This window comes from Cohnella rhizosphaerae (assembly GCF_029525575.1).
GTDB classification, from domain to species: Bacteria; Bacillota; Bacilli; order Paenibacillales; family Paenibacillaceae; genus Cohnella; species Cohnella rhizosphaerae.
Window position 1 is genome coordinate 1,773,861 of the sequence record NZ_JAPDIA010000008.1, and the last position, 16,732, is coordinate 1,790,592.

General features: G+C 58.7%; 15 protein-coding genes and 2 pseudogenes. All 17 read right to left on the reverse strand.

Features of this window, described 5'->3' with window-relative positions; translation table 11 throughout:
• Positions 1–370: 370 nt before the first annotated feature.
• Entirely contained in the window at positions 371–1,036 is a 666-nt protein-coding gene (locus OMP40_RS31975; RefSeq protein WP_277537294.1) for a Gfo/Idh/MocA family oxidoreductase, read from the reverse strand.
• 163 nt (positions 1,037–1,199) lie between these two features.
• Positions 1,200–1,505 (reverse strand): annotated as a pseudogene (locus OMP40_RS42600) (Gfo/Idh/MocA family protein); the annotation flags it as partial.
• Positions 1,505–2,395, reverse strand: a complete 891-nt coding sequence (locus OMP40_RS31985; protein ID WP_277537298.1) for a fumarylacetoacetate hydrolase family protein — start codon at positions 2,393–2,395, stop codon at positions 1,505–1,507. The gene OMP40_RS31985 and the pseudogene OMP40_RS42600, both read right to left, overlap by 1 nt.
• A 17-nt stretch (positions 2,396–2,412) precedes the next feature.
• Positions 2,413–3,567, reverse strand: coding sequence for a M81 family metallopeptidase (locus OMP40_RS31990; RefSeq protein WP_338131343.1), 1,155 nt, complete (start codon positions 3,565–3,567; stop codon positions 2,413–2,415).
• Entirely contained in the window at positions 3,449–3,781 is a 333-nt protein-coding gene (locus OMP40_RS31995) for a M81 family metallopeptidase (protein WP_277537299.1), read from the reverse strand. The genes OMP40_RS31990 and OMP40_RS31995 overlap by 119 nt, the downstream gene beginning before the upstream one ends.
• Positions 3,782–3,797: 16 nt before the next feature.
• Positions 3,798–4,340 (reverse strand): RidA family protein, encoded by a 543-nt coding sequence (locus OMP40_RS32000; RefSeq protein ID WP_277537301.1) that lies wholly within the window; start codon positions 4,338–4,340, stop codon positions 3,798–3,800.
• A 33-nt stretch (positions 4,341–4,373) separates the two neighbouring features.
• Positions 4,374–5,165, reverse strand: a complete 792-nt coding sequence (locus tag OMP40_RS32005) for an IclR family transcriptional regulator (RefSeq protein ID WP_277537302.1) — start codon at positions 5,163–5,165, stop codon at positions 4,374–4,376.
• Between the two features lie 18 nt (positions 5,166–5,183).
• Positions 5,184–6,497 carry an aspartate aminotransferase family protein gene (locus OMP40_RS32010; RefSeq protein ID WP_277537305.1) on the reverse strand — a complete coding sequence of 438 codons (1,314 nt, stop codon included), beginning with the start codon at positions 6,495–6,497 and terminating at the stop codon, positions 5,184–5,186.
• Between the two features lie 189 nt (positions 6,498–6,686).
• Entirely contained in the window at positions 6,687–6,983 is a 297-nt protein-coding gene (locus tag OMP40_RS32015) for a fluoride efflux transporter FluC (protein WP_338131344.1), read from the reverse strand.
• 63 nt (positions 6,984–7,046) lie between these two features.
• Positions 7,047–7,454 (reverse strand): fluoride efflux transporter CrcB, encoded by a 408-nt coding sequence (gene crcB / locus OMP40_RS32020; protein ID WP_277537306.1) that lies wholly within the window; start codon positions 7,452–7,454, stop codon positions 7,047–7,049.
• 547 nt (positions 7,455–8,001) lie between these two features.
• On the reverse strand, positions 8,002–10,293 hold the full coding sequence (gene metE / locus OMP40_RS32025) for a 5-methyltetrahydropteroyltriglutamate--homocysteine S-methyltransferase (protein ID WP_277537308.1): 2,292 nt from the start codon (positions 10,291–10,293) through the stop codon (positions 8,002–8,004).
• Positions 10,294–10,466: 173 nt separating this feature from the next.
• Positions 10,467–11,373, reverse strand: a pseudogene (locus OMP40_RS32030) (LysR family transcriptional regulator).
• Positions 11,374–11,498: 125 nt separating this feature from the next.
• The gene (locus OMP40_RS32035) at positions 11,499–12,701 is read right to left on the reverse strand and encodes a GTP-binding protein (protein WP_277537311.1); all 1,203 of its coding nucleotides are present in this window, start codon (positions 12,699–12,701) and stop codon (positions 11,499–11,501) included.
• A 596-nt stretch (positions 12,702–13,297) separates the two neighbouring features.
• Positions 13,298–13,828: a group II intron maturase-specific domain-containing protein gene (locus OMP40_RS32040; protein WP_338131345.1), complete on the reverse strand. Its 531-nt coding sequence runs from the start codon at positions 13,826–13,828 to the stop codon at positions 13,298–13,300.
• A 426-nt stretch (positions 13,829–14,254) separates the two neighbouring features.
• Entirely contained in the window at positions 14,255–15,295 is a 1,041-nt protein-coding gene (locus OMP40_RS32045; RefSeq protein WP_277537314.1) for a fibronectin type III domain-containing protein, read from the reverse strand.
• Between the two features lie 149 nt (positions 15,296–15,444).
• The gene (locus OMP40_RS32050) at positions 15,445–15,948 is read right to left on the reverse strand and encodes a hypothetical protein (RefSeq protein WP_277537316.1); all 504 of its coding nucleotides are present in this window, start codon (positions 15,946–15,948) and stop codon (positions 15,445–15,447) included.
• Between the two features lie 270 nt (positions 15,949–16,218).
• Positions 16,219–16,653, reverse strand: coding sequence for a group II intron maturase-specific domain-containing protein (locus OMP40_RS32055; RefSeq protein ID WP_277537317.1), 435 nt, complete (start codon positions 16,651–16,653; stop codon positions 16,219–16,221).
• Positions 16,654–16,732: the final 79 nt, after the last annotated feature.

Genomic DNA, 16,732 nt, shown 5'->3' on the forward strand with positions numbered 1-16,732 from the left:
CGCCTGCCGGTTCTTCATCCTCTCGAATCGGAACCCGCCTAAATCGTTAAGCTTTCGTCTCTTCGATGCTCAAGCTCTCCTGCTGCGCAACCTTGCCAGTTCCCCTCTTCAACCAAACCCGAAGCTTTGAAAGACACCCCCGAATTCATATTATGGTCTTACCACTCGGCATAAACAAAAGCCTCTCTCCGCTTTCCTTATCACAATGGCTCCTTCGGATCTTCCTACAAGCGTCGGATCGTCGTCTCTTAGCCTTTGAAAATGGAGATTATGGTATGACCAGATGATAGATAAAGCTTACACTGTAGCTTCATGACTGTCAATCGTTTGAATGCAATTTTTGCGATGCGCGTAAGGTTACATGACATCATTATCCATTGTAATCGCAATCATGGATGTCGGATGTAAGATCCAGCGCGATTCCTTCCGATCCGGATCTCATCGCCGCCTCTGCCACCGCTACCGAACGAAGCGCAGCCGTTCCGTCTATCAGCGCTTGAAATTCGGACTCGGCCGGTTGGCCGCCGACGGCAGCGAGAAATGCATGCATTTCCCGCTTCATCGGCGCGCGCAGGAAATCGGGAGGATGTTCCTCGGGGCTTCCGAATACGACTCCGCCGCCTCGCTCGCCGCGAAACCAAGCCGCACGTTGCTCGTCCTCCTGCACGTCCCCGTTTATCCCGATGCGGACAGGCGGCTCTCCTACTCTCCTGAGCTCGATCGCGGATTGATGCCAGTCGACCCAGACGGAGCCGTTCGTTCCGTTTAGCTTCAAGTAATGCTCGCCGCGGCGATAACTCGATCCGTAATGAAGCGTGCCGAGCGCCCCGCTCTCGAATCGAAGGTTCAATAGCAGCGCGTCGTCTTCGTCGGAGAAGCCGCGCGTCTCGCGATGGGCGACCCGATCCCCCAGCATGAAAAGACGCTCGACCGGCCCCATGAGCGACAGCAGCAAATCCAACTCGTGAATATGGTGAAACAGCTGTCCGCCAGATTGGGCGCGAATTCCTTTCCAAGCCGCTAGGGGGGCGCGCATCCTCCCAGCCCGTTCGCGCCGCATGAACGGTCGTGAGCCGCCCAAGCTCTCCTGCCGCCACCCAGGCTTTCACTTGCCGGATGCCGGGGAGGAAATGCAAAATATGGCCCAGCATGAGCCGAACGCCGTTCTCGCGGCAAGCGTTCACCATCTCCCGGCAATCGCTCAGCGACAGGGCGGCGGGCTTCTCGCAGAAGACGTGCTTGCCCTGCGAGGCTGCCGCGATAACGGACGCCTTGTGCAGATGATTCGGGCTGGCCACGACAACGGCATCCACGTCCGCGCGGCGGAGAAGCGCGTCCGCGCCAGACTCCGCATCGCACCGGAGCTCGCGGGCAATGCCGCTGAGATCGCGATTCCCGCCGCCGCAGACGGCTGCCAAGCGTACGCCGTCCATCGCGGCGAGAATGCGCGCGAACGCCGCGCCGAAATACCCGCAGCCGATGACCCCGATGCCGATGCTTTTCATCAGACCATCTTGTTCGTCAGGCGGCCGAGCTTCTCGATCTCGACCGTGACGATGTCACCGGACTGCAGATAAACTTGCCGATCTGCCGGATAGCCCAATACGACGCCCTCCGGGGTTCCTGTGAGAATAAGGTCTCCCGGCTCAAGCGTCATGTGCCGGGACAGGTAGCTGACGATCTCGTCGCAATGGAAAATCATGTCCGCCGTATTCGACGATTGCCGGATCTCCCCGTTCACCGAGCAGGAGATGGCGAGCGCGTTCGGATCGCCGACCTCGTCCGCCGTCACCAGCCAGGGTCCGATCGGCGCGAATTTGTCGCAGGTTTTGCCCAGCAGCCATTGGGAAGTGCGCAGCTGCAGATCCCTTGCCGACAGATCGTTGGCGTTGCAGTAGCCGAACACATAGTTCAGCGCCTCCTCGCGGGAGACGTCCTTGGCCCTGCGCCCGATGACGATGGCCAGCTCCGCTTCGTAATCGACCTGGTCCGACACGGCCGACGGCAGCGGAATGTCCTCCCGGTGCGCGGCAAGGGCGTTGCCGTATTTGCTGAACAAAATCGGAGACTGCGGAATCGGCGCATTCGTCTCTTCGGCGTGCTTGCGATAGTTCAGGCCGACGCAGACGATCTTGCCCGGCTTCGGCACGCAGGGCGCGAAGACAAGCTCCTCCTCGCGGAGCGTAATAGCGCTTCCAGCGCGCTCGGCGAGCGCCCGCAGCGCGGCGAGCGCCTCCGGACCGCCTTCGATCGCCTCGCCCACGCTAGCGGGCACGGCGGAGTCCGCGTCGCCCGCCAACGCGCCGCGCGCCTCCGCCACGTCCAGCACGGCGCCCTCAGCGACCCGAATGCCGAGGCGGCTCGCGCCGTCCCGGATAAAATGAAGCAATTTCATCGATCAGTGCTCCTTTCTCAGCGATCAAGTTGGGTAGGCGAAGAAAAAACGGACAGGCGCAAACGCGGTTCTCCCTCGTCCAGCGGATAGACCGGGCGCGTGACGGAACCGTATCGGAAATGCGCGAGATTCGCGCTGCAGCAGCCCGGAGAATCCACGTGCACGATGCCTTTGGCAAAGGGACCGAAGGCGGTCTGCCAGGCGATCGCCGACTTGGCCAGAATGATATGGTAATCCGCCGGCCATAGTCCCAACGACCGTACGTGACCGAGATCCCACGGCGGTACCCGCTTCTCGGTCAGAACCAGCGTCAGATTGCCGCATTGTACGACAGCCGTCAGGCCCATGAACGCCAACTGCCCCGTCATATAGGGGCCGACATGGCGGTATTCGCCGTCGGACACCAGACGGACCTTGCCCTCCAATTCAACCGGCAGCCCGTGAAGCTCGTCGTGCCGGCCGCCCACCGGCCCCCGGAAGCTGCCGCCGACACCGGCAAGCACGGCGGCCTTGACGGCCGCTTCGTCGCAAATGACGGCCAGCGCGCGCTTCGGAAGATTCGTCAGTCGCGCCAGCGTATGGGTGGCGTCTGCCGGAGCGCCGCCTCCCACGTTGTCCGAGCCCTCGACGAGGACGATCGGACCTTCCGGAGCGGCGAGCGCTGCCGCGACCGCCTCTTGAGGCGGCAAGGCCGACACGCCGAACCTTTCCTTAAAGCCGATCGCCATGAGGCACAGCTCCTGCGCAAGCCGGGAGGCGAGCGCTTCGTCCCCGTCCGTCGTCACGATGAAGCTCATGCCCGCATCGGCGACGTCGCTATAGGGAAATCCGCCGGCGACGGTCACGTTCAGCACGCCCGCGGTCCGTTCCATCTCGAACGCCCGCTCCATCAGCGCCTTCATCGCCCCCTGCTCCGTCATCATGCCTTGCGGAACGACGAGCATGTTCGAATGGGCGAGCGCTCTTGCCGGGCGAATCCGCCCTTCCGCGCAGCCGGCGAGCAGCTCGAACGCCTCCGCCGCGCGCTCGAACATATCGACGTGCGGATACGTGTCATAGCCGACGATGACGTCTGCCAGTTCCGCCATATCGGCGCTGACGTTGCCGTGAAGGTCGATCGTCGCGGCAATCGGGAAGCCCGGGCCGAGCTTCGCGCGAAGCCGGCGCAGCAGTTCCCCCCTCCAGATCCGGATAGGAAGCCGCTACCATGGCGCCGTGCACGATAAGCAGCAGACCGTCCGAATCGGGAGAGACCGATGCGACGACCTCTTCCATCAGCTTCTCCGCCGTCGCGTCCCCTAACGTTCCGCTTGGCGTCGCGGCCGCATAAAAGCCCGGCTTCAGCCCGACGCCAAGCTTTTTCGCCGCGGCGATCGCGCCTCCCATCGAGGTCCGGGTTCCCTCATAGCGTCCTACAAAAGCTTCCGCCCCCCCGAATCCACTCCTTCGAGAAGGCTTCGATCTCCGTCGCGAACGGGGCGAACGTGTTCGTCTCATGCAAGAGACCGGCCACGGCGAACAACCGCGCGCTTCGTCCGGACTCGGAACTCACCTTGCTTCTCCCCGAACGGAAGTCGCGCTGGCGATCACGTCGATCTCGACCAGGTAGTCGCCGATGCCGGCATGGACCGTCGTTCTCGCCGGATATGGCGCCTTCATGATGCCGGCGTAAGCTTTGTTGTAGCCCGGGGGAATCCTCTCCCTTGGACAATATCGCATTGACTTTAACGACGTGATCCAATGTCAGGCCGGCCGCGTTAAGTATGAGTTCGATATTGCGAAACGCCCGAACCGTCTGGCTCTCGATCGTATCCCCGTCCTTGACGAGCGTCGCCGGGTCTACGCCGACCTGACCGGAAACGTAGACGTGATCGCCGGATCTGACCGCATGAGAGAACGGCAACGGAAATTGCGGCGCTTGGCCGGCTTGGATGCATTCGGACATCTCTGAATTCCTTCTTTCTTCTATTAGATTCGTTTATTTGATCTGTCGATAGCCCATTTTGCGAGAGACGGCGTTCGCGGCCAGCACGACCTGCGCCGCGATGTCGTCCAGCTTGTCGGCCGCGAAGCGATGCATCGCCCCGGAAAGGCTGATCGCGCCTTCCACTTTGCCGTGCAGATTGAACACCGGCGCGGCGACGCAGCGAGCGCCTTCGACGATCTCTTGATCGTCCAGCGCATAGCCTCGCGCGCGAACCGCCTCCAGCTCGGCGCGCAGCCGGTCCCACTCGCCGATCGTGTTCGCGGTCAAGCGCTCGAGTCCGCAGCGCTCCGCAAGCGCGCGCGCTTCTTCTTCCGTAAGCTGCGAGGCGATCGCCTTGCCGATGCCCGTCGCGTGGAACGGCGATCGCGAGCCTACCGTGTCGGTCATTCGCAGCGGGTGCAGGCTCTCGAGAATTTCGATGTACAGGACCTCCCCGTCCACCAGCACGCCCAGGTTCACCGTATCTCCGTACCGCTCCGACAGCTTCTTCATCTCCGCGAGCGCCGCCGACCTCAGGCTGCTCCGCTCCAGCATGCTCCGGGTCAGCATCAGCTGCTTGTAGCCGAGGCAATACTTGCCGTCCTCGTCGTCCCGGTCGATGAAGCCCCTGTTCTGCAGCGTCAGAATGATCCGGTAGGTCGACGATTTGGGCTGCTCGAGCAGCTCGGTCAGCTCGATCAGGCTGAGCGACCCCCGCTCCGCCAACAGTTCGATCAGCGTCAGCGCCTTGTCGATCGACTGGATCGTGTATCTATCCGGCTTGTCGGCCAGGTCCTTGTCCATCTCGTTCTCTCCGTTTCGTTAACGCAAGCCGCCCAATACCCGATCGGCCGCCTCGAGCGTCGCATCGATATCGGCGTCCTCGTGAGCTGCGGACACATACCACAGGCCGTTCGGGCGGACGAGCACGCCGGCTTCCAGCATCCGCTCCGCGAACAGCGCGTACTTGGCCGAATCGCGAAGGTTGAACGACGCAAAGTCCTCGACGACGGTCTGTTCGGTGAAAATGAAGTGGAATACGGGCCCGATCTCGTTGATGACGCCTCGAATGCCGTGCTTGCCCAGCAGCGTCCGAAGGCCGGCCGTGAGCTTGCTTGCGTTTTTCTCCATTTTATCATAAGCGGCCCCGTCGTCCTTCGCCAGCTCCCCGATCGTCGCCAGCGCGGCCGCCGTCGCGACGCAATTGCCGTTAAGCGTGCCGAGATGGCTCACCGTCCCGTCGTCGATCAGCGCCATCAGCTCGGCTCTCCCGGCAACCCCGCTCACCGCGAAACCACCGCCCATCGCCTTGCCGACCGTGACGAGATCGGGCTTGATGCCGAAGCGGCCGTGCGCGCCGCCGAGGCCGAGGCGGAAGCCGGTAATGACTTCATCCAAAATCAGCACGATGCCGCGTTTAGCCGTGGCCTCGCGCATGAATTCCAGATAGCCCGGACGCGGCACAATGCAGCCCGAATTGCACATGACCGGCTCGGAGATGACCGCGGCGATCTCGCCCTCATGCTCGGCCAGCGCGGCCTCGAGCGCGGCTTGATCGTTCCAGGGAAGCAGAACGACGTCGCGCAGGCTGAGCTCGCTCTGCCCGGCAGTGCCCGGAGGCACGGCGCCAGAAGCCGTCGCGGACGCCGACGCGCTCGGCATGTCGGCGCTCGGGAACGACGTATAGATCGAATCCGACCAGCCGTGGTAATGGCCGTGGAACCGGATAATTTTCGACCTGCCCGTATACGCGCGGGCCAGACGCAGCGCCAGCATGACCGCTTCGGTACCCGAACCGCTCAGCGCCACCTTGTCGGCGCACGGCAGCACTTCGGTCAAAAGCTTGGCAAGCTCGATCTCGCCCTGATGCTGGAGACCGTACGTAATGCCGCGCTGCATCGCCGCGTACACCTTCTCGTTCACCGGCCCGTAGGCGTGTCCCAGAATGAGCGGACCGTAGCCGAGCAGGTAATCGATGTACGCGTTGCCGTCGACGTCGCGGACGACCGCGCCTTGCGCGGATTCCGCGAACAGCGGCACCGGCTTCATCGCCGCCCGCAGCGAGCTGGCTACGCCCCCGGCCAAATAGCGCTTGGATCGATCGTAGCCGTTTTTGGATAATTCGTATGTGCGCATCCCTCTGTTGTTCACTCCCAGCCCATATAGTTTCACTTATTAAAACCAATGTTTCATTTTTAATATAGCATCGAAATATCGCCTTGTATAGGCTCGCGCGGCGAAAAAAAACAAAATGCCCCGGTCGCCGCTAGGGCGAACGGGGCTGCCGGGAAAACGGCTGCGAGACGATGCGTCAAAACGCGAAAGCTATAAGCGGCTGCCGAGCGCATAGCCTGCCCACGCAAGCAAGACGCCGAATATGTAGCTGCCTGCCACGTATACCGACAGCGTGCGCCAGGCCCGGCTGCGCCATAGCTGCACGTTTTCCGCGTTAAAGGTGGAAAACGTCGTATAGGCGCCCATGAAGCCCGTCCCTGCGAGCAGCGAAACCTCGCTGCCGCCCGCGGAGGCGACGATGCCGAGCAAAAACGAGCCCGATAGATTGATGATCATCGTAGATACGGGCAGCCTGGTCCGGAATTTCTTTTTTCCCCATATGCCGATGCCGTATCTCGCGCAAGCGCCAAAAAAATCCGCCGAGCGCGACCAGCCCTTCGTGACCGGGCGTCATGGTCCTGCCACCTCGCGCTTTTTAACGCTCTTGCGTCTCTCGCCAAGCCTGAAGCCGCCCCATGCGAACAACAGCCCGCCGATCAGGCTCGCGCCGACATAGAGCGCCGCGTGGCCGGCTCGTCCGTCGCGAAGCAGCGCCAGCGTCTCTACGCTGAACGTCGAAAAAGTCGTATACGCGCCGATCAGGCCGGTGCCGATCCCGAGCCGAAGCGATTCCGGCAGTCCCGGTCGCATCGCGGCCCAAGCCGTGAACCAGCCGAGCGCAAGACAGCCCGTCAGATTGATCGCGAGCGTCGCGAGCGGAAACGCAGAATGCCACCAGGCATGCGTCCACAGCCCCGCCTCGTAGCGAAGCAAAGCGCCGACGCTGCCGGCCAAGCCGACGGCCAATCCGTATTTCATGACCTACCTCCGTCTTCGATCGAATAAAATCATCTTAGTCATTCGAAGGGCGTTCCGTCAATGCGCGATACGGCCGCCCCGTATTAGAAAAACCGCCTGCGGCCATTGTTTGCGCAATGGCGCGCATGGCGCGCAGCGTATGGCGCGCAGCGTATGGCGCGCAGCGTATGGCGCGCAGCGTATGGCGCGCAGCGTATGGCGCGCAGCGTATGGCGCGCAGCGTATGGCGCGCAGCGTATGGACCTAGGCGCCCTTATTTTTGTTCTTATCGCGCTTTGCGGCCTGTTCGCGGACCCAGGAGTCTCTATCGCGGGATTGGAGACCTTTTTTTGGCCTGGATCCGGGTGAATAACGGCTCTCCAGTCCGAAAGGATCGCAATTGCACCGTTTTGTACGAAATAGCGTCATCTGAGTCCATCTGAGTCCGGTATCTTCGCTCGGCTTGCCGTCGGTTACTCCGATCGAAAAAGAGAGCGCCGTCAGCGCTCTCTCGCAGTTTCTTCCTAATATACAGGTTCGTGCTAAATATACAGGTTCGTGCTAAATCTTAAGCCTGCTTGACCGCATACCTTGAACGAGCCGCCTCGGTCGCCTCTACCATATGGCGCAGCGACTCGACCGTTTCCGCGCGTCCGCGCGTCTTAAGGCCGCAGTCCGGGTTGATCCAGAACAGGCCCGGGTCGAGCACGCGCAGCGCGCGGTCGATCATCTGCGTCATCTCGTCCGCCGAAGGCACGCGGGGGCTATGAATGTCGTAGACGCCGAGTCCGATGCCTTTGTCGTACGTGTGTTCCTCGAAAATGCCGATCAACTCGCCGTGGCTGCGCGACGTCTCGATCGAGATGACGTCCGCGTCCAGCGCGCTGATCGATTCGATGATATCGTGGAACTCGCTGTAGCACATATGCGTGTGAATCTGCGTCTCGTCCTTGACCGTCGAGGTGGACAAGCGGAAGGCGCGCACCGCCCAATCCAGGTAATGCGCCCATTGGTCCCGCTTCAGCGGCAGGCCTTCGCGCAGCGCCGGTTCGTCGACCTGGATCATGCCGATGCCTGCGGCCTCGAGCGCCTCGACCTCGTCCCGGAGCGCCAGCGCGATCTGATAGGCGACTTCCTCGCGCGTCTTGTCGTCGCGTACGAACGACCAGTTGAGAATCGTGATGGGACCGGTCAGCATGCCTTTTACCGGCTTCGAAGTCAGCGATTGCGCATAGACGGTCTCGGCGACGGTCATCGGCTCCGGCAATTCGACGTCGCCGTAGATGACCGGCGGCTTCACGCAGCGCGAGCCGTAGGACTGGACCCAGCCCTTCGCCGTGAAGGCGAAGCCGGCAAGCTTCTCGCCGAAAAACTCGACCATGTCGGTGCGCTCGAATTCGCCGTGCACGAGCACGTCGAGGCCGATCTCGTTCTGGATATCGATCCATTCGCGGATTTGCGCTTGAATGAACGATTCGTATTGCGCTGGCGACCACTCGCCTTTGCGCCATTTCTGGCGCGCGCCGCGCACCTCCGGCGTCTGCGGGAAGCTGCCGATCGTCGTCGTCGGCAGCGGAGGCAGCTGCCACTTGGCGTCCTGCACCGCGCGGCGGGCTTCGAAGACGTTCGACCGCGCCGCCGGCTCCGACGCGAGGGAGGCCATGCGCGCCCGGACGCGCTCGTTCGTGCGTGCGGCGGAACGCTGCAGCGCGTCGCGGCTGCGATCCGCCGCTTCAAGTTCGGCGGCGATCGCTTCGACGCCCTCGCGTCCCGCCTTGGCGAGCAGCGCGAGCTCGGCGAGCTTCTCGTCGGCGAAGGCGAGCGCGCCTCGCAGCTCGGCCGGCAGCGCCGTCTCGCGCTCCGCGCTGACCGGCACGTGCAGCAGGCTCGACGACGGCTGAACCAGTATGCGGTCGGCCGAGACGGCTCCGCGGAGCGCGGCGAGCGTCGCCCATTTGCCGCGCAGGTCGGCCTTCCAAATGCCGCGGCCGTCGATCAGGCCCGCCCCGAGCGTCTTGTCGGCCGGGAAGCCCTGCTCGCGAACGGCCGCGAGATTGCGGCCGCCGTCATGGACGAAGTCGAGCCCGATGCCGTGAACCGGCAGCGAGACGACGAAGCCGTAAGCGTCGACCGATTCGAAGTACGTCTGCAGCATGATCCGGATGCCGGACGCCTCGCTCGTCAACGTTTCGTAGATGCGCCGCACGCGGGATAGGTCGTCCTCGGTCAGGCTCGTGGCCAGGATCGGCTCGTCCACCTGCACCCATTCGACGCCTTCGGCTTCGAGCTCGCGCAGCGCCTGCGCGTACAGCGGCAGCAGTCGATCGATCCAGCCGTCGAGCTCCGCCGCGGCATAGCCCTTGGACAGCTTCAAGTACGTGTACGGCCCGACGATGACCGGCCGGCCTTCGATGCCAAGCGCCGCCTTTGCTTCGCGGTAAGCTTCGAGCGGGCGGTTGACCGTCAGTTGAGGGCTCGCGCCTGCGCCAAGCTCGGGCACGATATAGTGGTAGTTCGTGTTGAACCACTTGGTCATCTCGCTCGCGGCCGAATCCCGGCTGCCCCGCGCGACCGCGTAGTAGGTCGGCAGATCGACCTCGCCGCCCGCGTAGCCGAACCGCTCGGGTACGATGCCGAACATGGCCGACGTGTCCAGGATGTGGTCGTAATACGTGAAGTCGCCGACCGGAATAACGTCGATGCCTTGGTCGCGCTGCTTTTTCAGGTTATCCAGCCGGATCGACTTCAGCGTCGCGTGCAGCGTCGCTTCGTCCGATTTGCCGGCCCAGTAAGCTTCCAGCGCCTTTTTCCATTCGCGGTCTTGCCCGATGCGGGGATACCCCAGATTGCCGCTTTTCATATGCCTTCTCCTCTGCCTTCCAATATGGAGCAAAGCGACTCGCGCCGGTTGGAGCGGCGCCCGCTTTGACTGCTAATTGAAAGATAGCACAGGCATCCGGGTATAGCGTAACTTCAAAATACTATGGCCGGCTATAGCCTGCAACTATACCGGATAGCGAAGCGGATACGGACTCACTCGACCGCGATCGCCTGCTCCAGCGCTTCGACGTAGGCGACGGCGAGTTTCGAGAGCGCCGCGTTCTGATGGCTGATCCAGCCGACATGCAGCGTCTCTTCGCTCGCGAGCGGAACCGGGATGATCTCGTTGCCGTTCAGATCCGCGCTCAGCACGCCGGTCGAGATCGTGTACCCGTTCAGGCCGATGAGCAGGTTAAAAAAGCGTCGCGCGATCGTTCACCTTGATGCTTTTTTTGTGCGACAACGTGCTCAGGATTTCCTCGGAAAAGTGGAACGAATTGTACTCGCCCTGCTCGAAGTGCAGGTACGGATAATCGTCGAGCTGGTCGATCGTCACGACCGGATGCTTCGCGAGCGGATTGTTCACGCTGACGAAAATATGCGCCTTGGCGGTGAACAGGCTCGTAAACTTCAGGTTCGCGTCGCGGAGCAGCCGCTTGATGACCTTGGCGTTGAAGTCGTTGATATACAAAATGCCGATCTCGCTGCGCTGGCTTTTGACGTCCTGAATAATCTCGTGCGTCTTCGTCTCCCGAAGCGCGAGCTCGTACTCGTCCTGCCCGTGCTCGCGGACGAGCTGGACGAACGCGTTCACCGCGAACGCGTAGTGCTGCGTCGATACGGAAAAATGCTGCGGCGCGGGCTTCGCGCCCAGATAGCGGTTCTCCAGCAGCTCGGCCTGCTCGATCACCTGCCGCGCGTAGCCGAGAAACTCCGCGCCGGCCTTGGAGAGCGAGATCCCCTTGTTCGTGCGCTCGAAAATCGTGATCCGAAGCTCCTCCTCCAGATCCTTGATCGCGTTGGAGAGGCTGGGCTGCGATATGAAAAGGCGCTTGGCGGCTTCGTTCATCGATCCGCGATTCGCGACCTCGATAATATAGCGCAATTGCTGTAGGGTCATGGCATCGGTATCCTTCCTGTCCTGTCCGGTCCTGGTCAGGTCCGGTTTGACCTTATGATACCATGACTTCACATCCCGGTCAGCCGGGGCATATGGCGCAGGCCCCCTAGTCCGCGTCAGTTCGGCTAGGCCAGCTCGCCCGGCGCTTGAGGGAACGGATCGGCGAGCGAGCGCCAGTCCGCTGCCAGCTCTGCGTCCGTCAGCAGGCATCCGTCCAGCTCGTCCTCGATCGACCGGCGATCCATGTCGATGCCGATCAGCACCAGCCTGTTGACGCGATCGCCATATTCGGCATGCCAGCCTTGCGCCAGCTCCGGCTCCTCGCGGAGCAGTTGCTCGCGCTCTCCGTCCGGCAGCGCGGCGATCCACCAGCCGGCGGGTCCGATCTGAATGGACGGGCCGGCCTGGCTGAACGATTGGGCGACGGCATGACGGGTGGCCAGCCAGAGCGTCCCTTTCGCCCGGACGATCTCCGCCGGCCACTCGGACATCCAAGTCATGAGCCGGGCGGGGTGAAAGGGAAGCCTGCGCTCGTAAACGAACGACGAGATGCCGTATTCTTCCGTCTCGGGCGTATGATGCGGCTTTTCCAGCTCCCGGATCCAACCCGCCGACGCGCTGGCGCGTTCGAAGTCGAACAATCCGGTATTCAGGATCGCCGTCGGATCGACTTGGCCGTTCGTCGCGCGAATGAACCGCGCCGTCGGCTGCAGCGCCCGCAGTACCCGCTCCAGCGCGTCCAGACTGTCCGCGTCCAGCATGTCGCATTTGTTCAGCAGCAGCACGTCGCAAAACTCGATCTGGTCGATCAGCAGGTCGGACACTTCCCTGATGTCGTCGTCGCCGGCGGCCTGGCTGCGCTCGAGCAGCGTCTCGCCGGAGGAATAGTCGTGCCAGAAGCGGTTCGCGTCCACGACCGTGACCATCGTATCCAGCCGGCACAGCTTCGTCAGGTCAATGCCGAGCGCCTCGTCTATGTAGCTGAACGTCTGCGCGACAGGCAAAGGCTCCCCGATGCCGGTCGACTCGATCAGTATGTAGTCGAACCTGTCTAGCCGCGCCAGGCGCTCCACCTCCCGCAGCAGATCCTCGCGCAGCGTGCAGCAGATGCAGCCGTTCGACATCTCGACGAGCGTCTCGTCGGTTCGGGATACGCCTCCGCCGTCCCTGATCAGGTCCGCGTCGATATTCACCTCGCTCAGGTCGTTGACGATGACCGCGACCTTTAGTCCGTCCCGATTGTTCAGCACATGATTCAGTATTGTCGTTTTCCCAGCGCCCAAGTACCCGCTGAGCACCGTGACGGGAATGATTCGTTCGTTAGACATGTTTATTCGCTCCTTAATCGTAATTATTACTATTTAAAAAGATAACAAACGATGTGTGCCGAAGTCAACCTGCTTGATCAAAAAAATGATAGCTGCACCGCGTGCCGCTAAGCCCTATGGGCTGCTTACTGCCCGGGCTCATAACGGCATTACGTGCCGCTATTCCTCTCCGTCTGCCTACCGCCAGTACCTATAACGGCATCGCGTGCCGCTATCCCCCTCTACCTGCTTACCGCCATCTCCGATAACGGCACCGCGTGCCGCTAAGACCCTCAACTTGCCTACCGCCGGCGCTCATAACGGCACCGCGTGCCACTATGCCTCTCCCTGACTAACGCTGCCCAAGGTTGACGCTCTTGCCAACATGCTCATATAACGTTACTGTAGAGTAGAGAACTGAAATTTCATCGGAGGGCGCAAGCCCTCCTTTTACTTTTCCAGCTCCCCCCTGCATCAAACCGGACGTGAGGTTTTCCCTCATCCGGCTTTCCGATGTTCTTCCTCCTTCAGCGTTGCGGTACTTTCCTTAGCTGGCGAGTTTCTTTAGTCCTGCAAGCTGTGCCGCCATGGCGGCTTGCCTGGACTTGCTGTGTTTGTTACGACGGTTGCGCTTCTTGTTCCAGAACAGCGTGAGGCGTTTTCGGATGTACCAGTCGATTTTGTTTAGGAACGGGTCGGCAAAAGGAATCAAGCCCATAGTAGTTCTTCCACCCCTGTATCTTGGGGTTCAGTTCCGCCACCATCTGGTTCATCGTCCAGTACAGGCGGTTTCTCGGCTTGGTCGCTTCTTTCACCTTCTGTCTCATGCTCTTCATGGCTTTCTTGGACGGGTAACTGCGGAGGATTGAGACTGTTTTGTTCCCCTTCAGCTTCTTCGGTATTTTCCGGTGATGCATCCTCAGAAAATCGAAACCCTGTTTATCGTCCCACAGGTTGATGAGCTTCGACTTTTCCCTGTTCATCTCGACTTCCAGCTTTCCGAATACCGCCTTGAGCACGTCAATCGCTCTTAGCGCTTGTTCCTTGGTTCTGCACAAGATCACAAGATCATCGGCGAATCTCACCATCGTTCCCGTCTCTTTGAACTTCTTCTCCCAGATCGTATCCAGGTCACCTTTTGGGCTTATAGGTCTGCTCCTTACGAAAAAAAAATTTCGTGCGGGGGGAGGGTCTCCCTAGTTCCAGACACAACTTTCTCGGCATGCCGTTCCCCTTACACCGGAGAGTTCTTCCGCGCTGCGCTTCCAAGGGCTTCACGCGTTACATGGCCTTCGCCTATAACATCGAGGCTCGGCACTCTCTTGGCCTTTTCAGGTTTCTTTTCTCGATGCGGCAGGATTCACTTCATGTTACAGCCTGTCGATTTGCTCGCACTCCAAGGAGTTACTTTGTCACGGGGCTTCAACGTTAGGATCTCTCCACCAGTTGCCCGTCAGCTACGAGGCGACTTGGCTCTTACCTCGACCGGACTTCTACCGGCTAGTTGTACCTAGCTTGGCTAGGCGCGTATATTAACAAAAAAAGCCCGGAGCCGAAGCCCCCGGGCGGATTCGTTATTGTTCTGGCTCATATTCATCCACATCGAAGTTGACGATCTTGCCGTAAACAATGTACTCTGCGCGGGCCTTGAACGGACCTTTGTTCCAAGTCTTCACGAACTTATATTTGGACGATTGAGTGGCAGTTTCGGTCCAGTCCAAAAAGTTGGTGAGTTCATTAGCAGAAAGATCGTATTCCTTTTCATTTCCATCGGAGAGATGGAGCGTTAAAATAGCTCGCCCTGAAGGTGCTGGTGCTATCGGAGTACCGCTTGCTTCGTTAGAAGATACGCTTTCTCCGCTAGCGTTAACTGCTGTTACAACATAGTAATACGTCGTTCCATAAGTGAGACCGTTGTCTGTATACGTTGTACCAGTGACACCTGATGCGATCGTCGAATAAGGCCCACCTGAACTTGTGGAGCGCTTGATATTGTAACCACTGGCGCCTGTTACTGATGACCAGTTGAGAACAACTGAATCATTTTCAACGGCAGCTTGGAGATCAAGCGGAGCTTCAACGTTTGAACTGACTAAGTAACCAGTATTATCAATATCAATTGCATCCCATCCCCATTGTCCACTTATGGTTGGTTGTACATGAACAGTGTGCAAACCAAATGCCAAGTCATTCTTTTCAAAAACAAGAATTTGGTAAACGGCTGTAGAGCTACTACTCTTTGCATTGTAGGAGTAGTTATTCCCATCAATAGTAACAACAATATTTGAAGAATCGACATTGTTAATGGATGTTACTATCCTAAGAGATTTTCCAACAAATTCAAAATCAATACTGGTATTCAACCCATTGGTATCTCCAGAAAAAACCCAATGTTCTGCATTCAAAAATGGTTTTGTAGTAGATGTCGAGGATGCTGAATCTACCCTCCATGTACCGTTGTATTTGAATCCCGGATTTAAATCATCGTATCTAGTCCATCCTGCTTCTGGAGCTGTAAGTTGTTGCCCAAGTGTCGCAGCATCAACTTTCTTCTGAGTTCCGATAAACGGAATTAACAAAGCTAACGCAAACAGCATTAATAGAACCTTCTTCAAACAAACCACTCCTCGTATGTAATGCCTCAAGCATACAAGGAAATTTCAGGAACTATAAGACTGTTTGTCGACAAATATTTACATTACGATTGAGGGTTATTGTTCTTAAGAAAAGAAAAAAGCCGAGTCCGAAGATCCGGCTTAGTAGTTTAGAAGGGCTTTCCTTCGTTAATCGTAACAGTAGTATTGTTGTAAGTTGCCCAAAATGTAGTCGTTCCAACCGGTACAGATCGACTGGAGGTGACCTCCCCAGTAGCGACAAATTGAGCACTATTGGAATTCACTTCGATCTTCCCATAAGATGGGCGCGCTTCACATGGTAAAACACCCGATAGTCCAGATCTTACGGTATATTGAAGAGTAGAATTTCCATTAATGTTAATTGGTGTTCCCGGGGTGATATCAGAATTTAGCCCATAACCGGCAGGCTGTTTTTGAGTAAGTAAAGTCCCATCCTTTTTGTATAAGTAAAGAGTTACTTCTCCAGAAACATTACTGATATTGGAGATATCTAATTCAAAATGATATTGATAATTTGTGTCGTCACAAACAGTATTACTTTGGACCGGAAAATAAACTACTCTGCTTACATCTGCGGATACCGGAACCGCCGATACTACTGAAGTCAGCGCCACAACACCTGCAACAACCAATCCCGTCTTTTTTTATCCACTTCTTCAATCTAACCACTCCCCATATGTATTGCCCCAATCATACATGGAAAGTTTAGGAACTATAAGTCTGTTTAACGACAAATATTTACATTACGATTGAGGGTTGCATAGAGTAGAGAACTGAAATTTCATCGGAGGGCGCACGCCCTCCTTTACTTTTCCAGCTCCCCCCAGCATCAAACCGGACGTGAGGTTTTCCCTCATCCGGCTTTCCGATGTTCTTCGTCCTTCAGCGTTACGGTACTTTCTTTAGCTGGCGAGTTTCTTTAGTCTGGCTAACTGTGCCGCCATGGCGGCTTGCTTGGACTTGCTGTGTTTCTTACGACGGTTTCGCTTCTTGTTCCAGAACAGCGTGAGGCGTTTTCGGATGTACCGGTCGATTTTGTTCACGAACGGGTCGGCAAAGGAATCAAGCCCATAGTAGTTCTTCCACCCCTGTATCTTGGGGTTCAGTTCCGCCACCATCTGGTTCATTGTCCAGTACAGGCGGTTTCTCGGCTCGGTCGCTTCCTTCACCTTCTGTCTCATGCCCTTCATAGCTTTCTTGGACGGGTAACTGCGGAGGATAGGCACCGTTTTGTTCCCTTTCAGCTTCTTCGGTATTTTCCGGTGATGCATCCCCAGAAAATCGAATCCCTCTTTATCGTCCCACAGGTTGATGAGCTTCGACTTTTCCCTGTTCATCTCGACTTCCAGCTTTCCGAATACCGAATACCGCCTTGAGCACGTCAATCGCTCTTAGCGCTTGTTCCTTGGTTCTGCA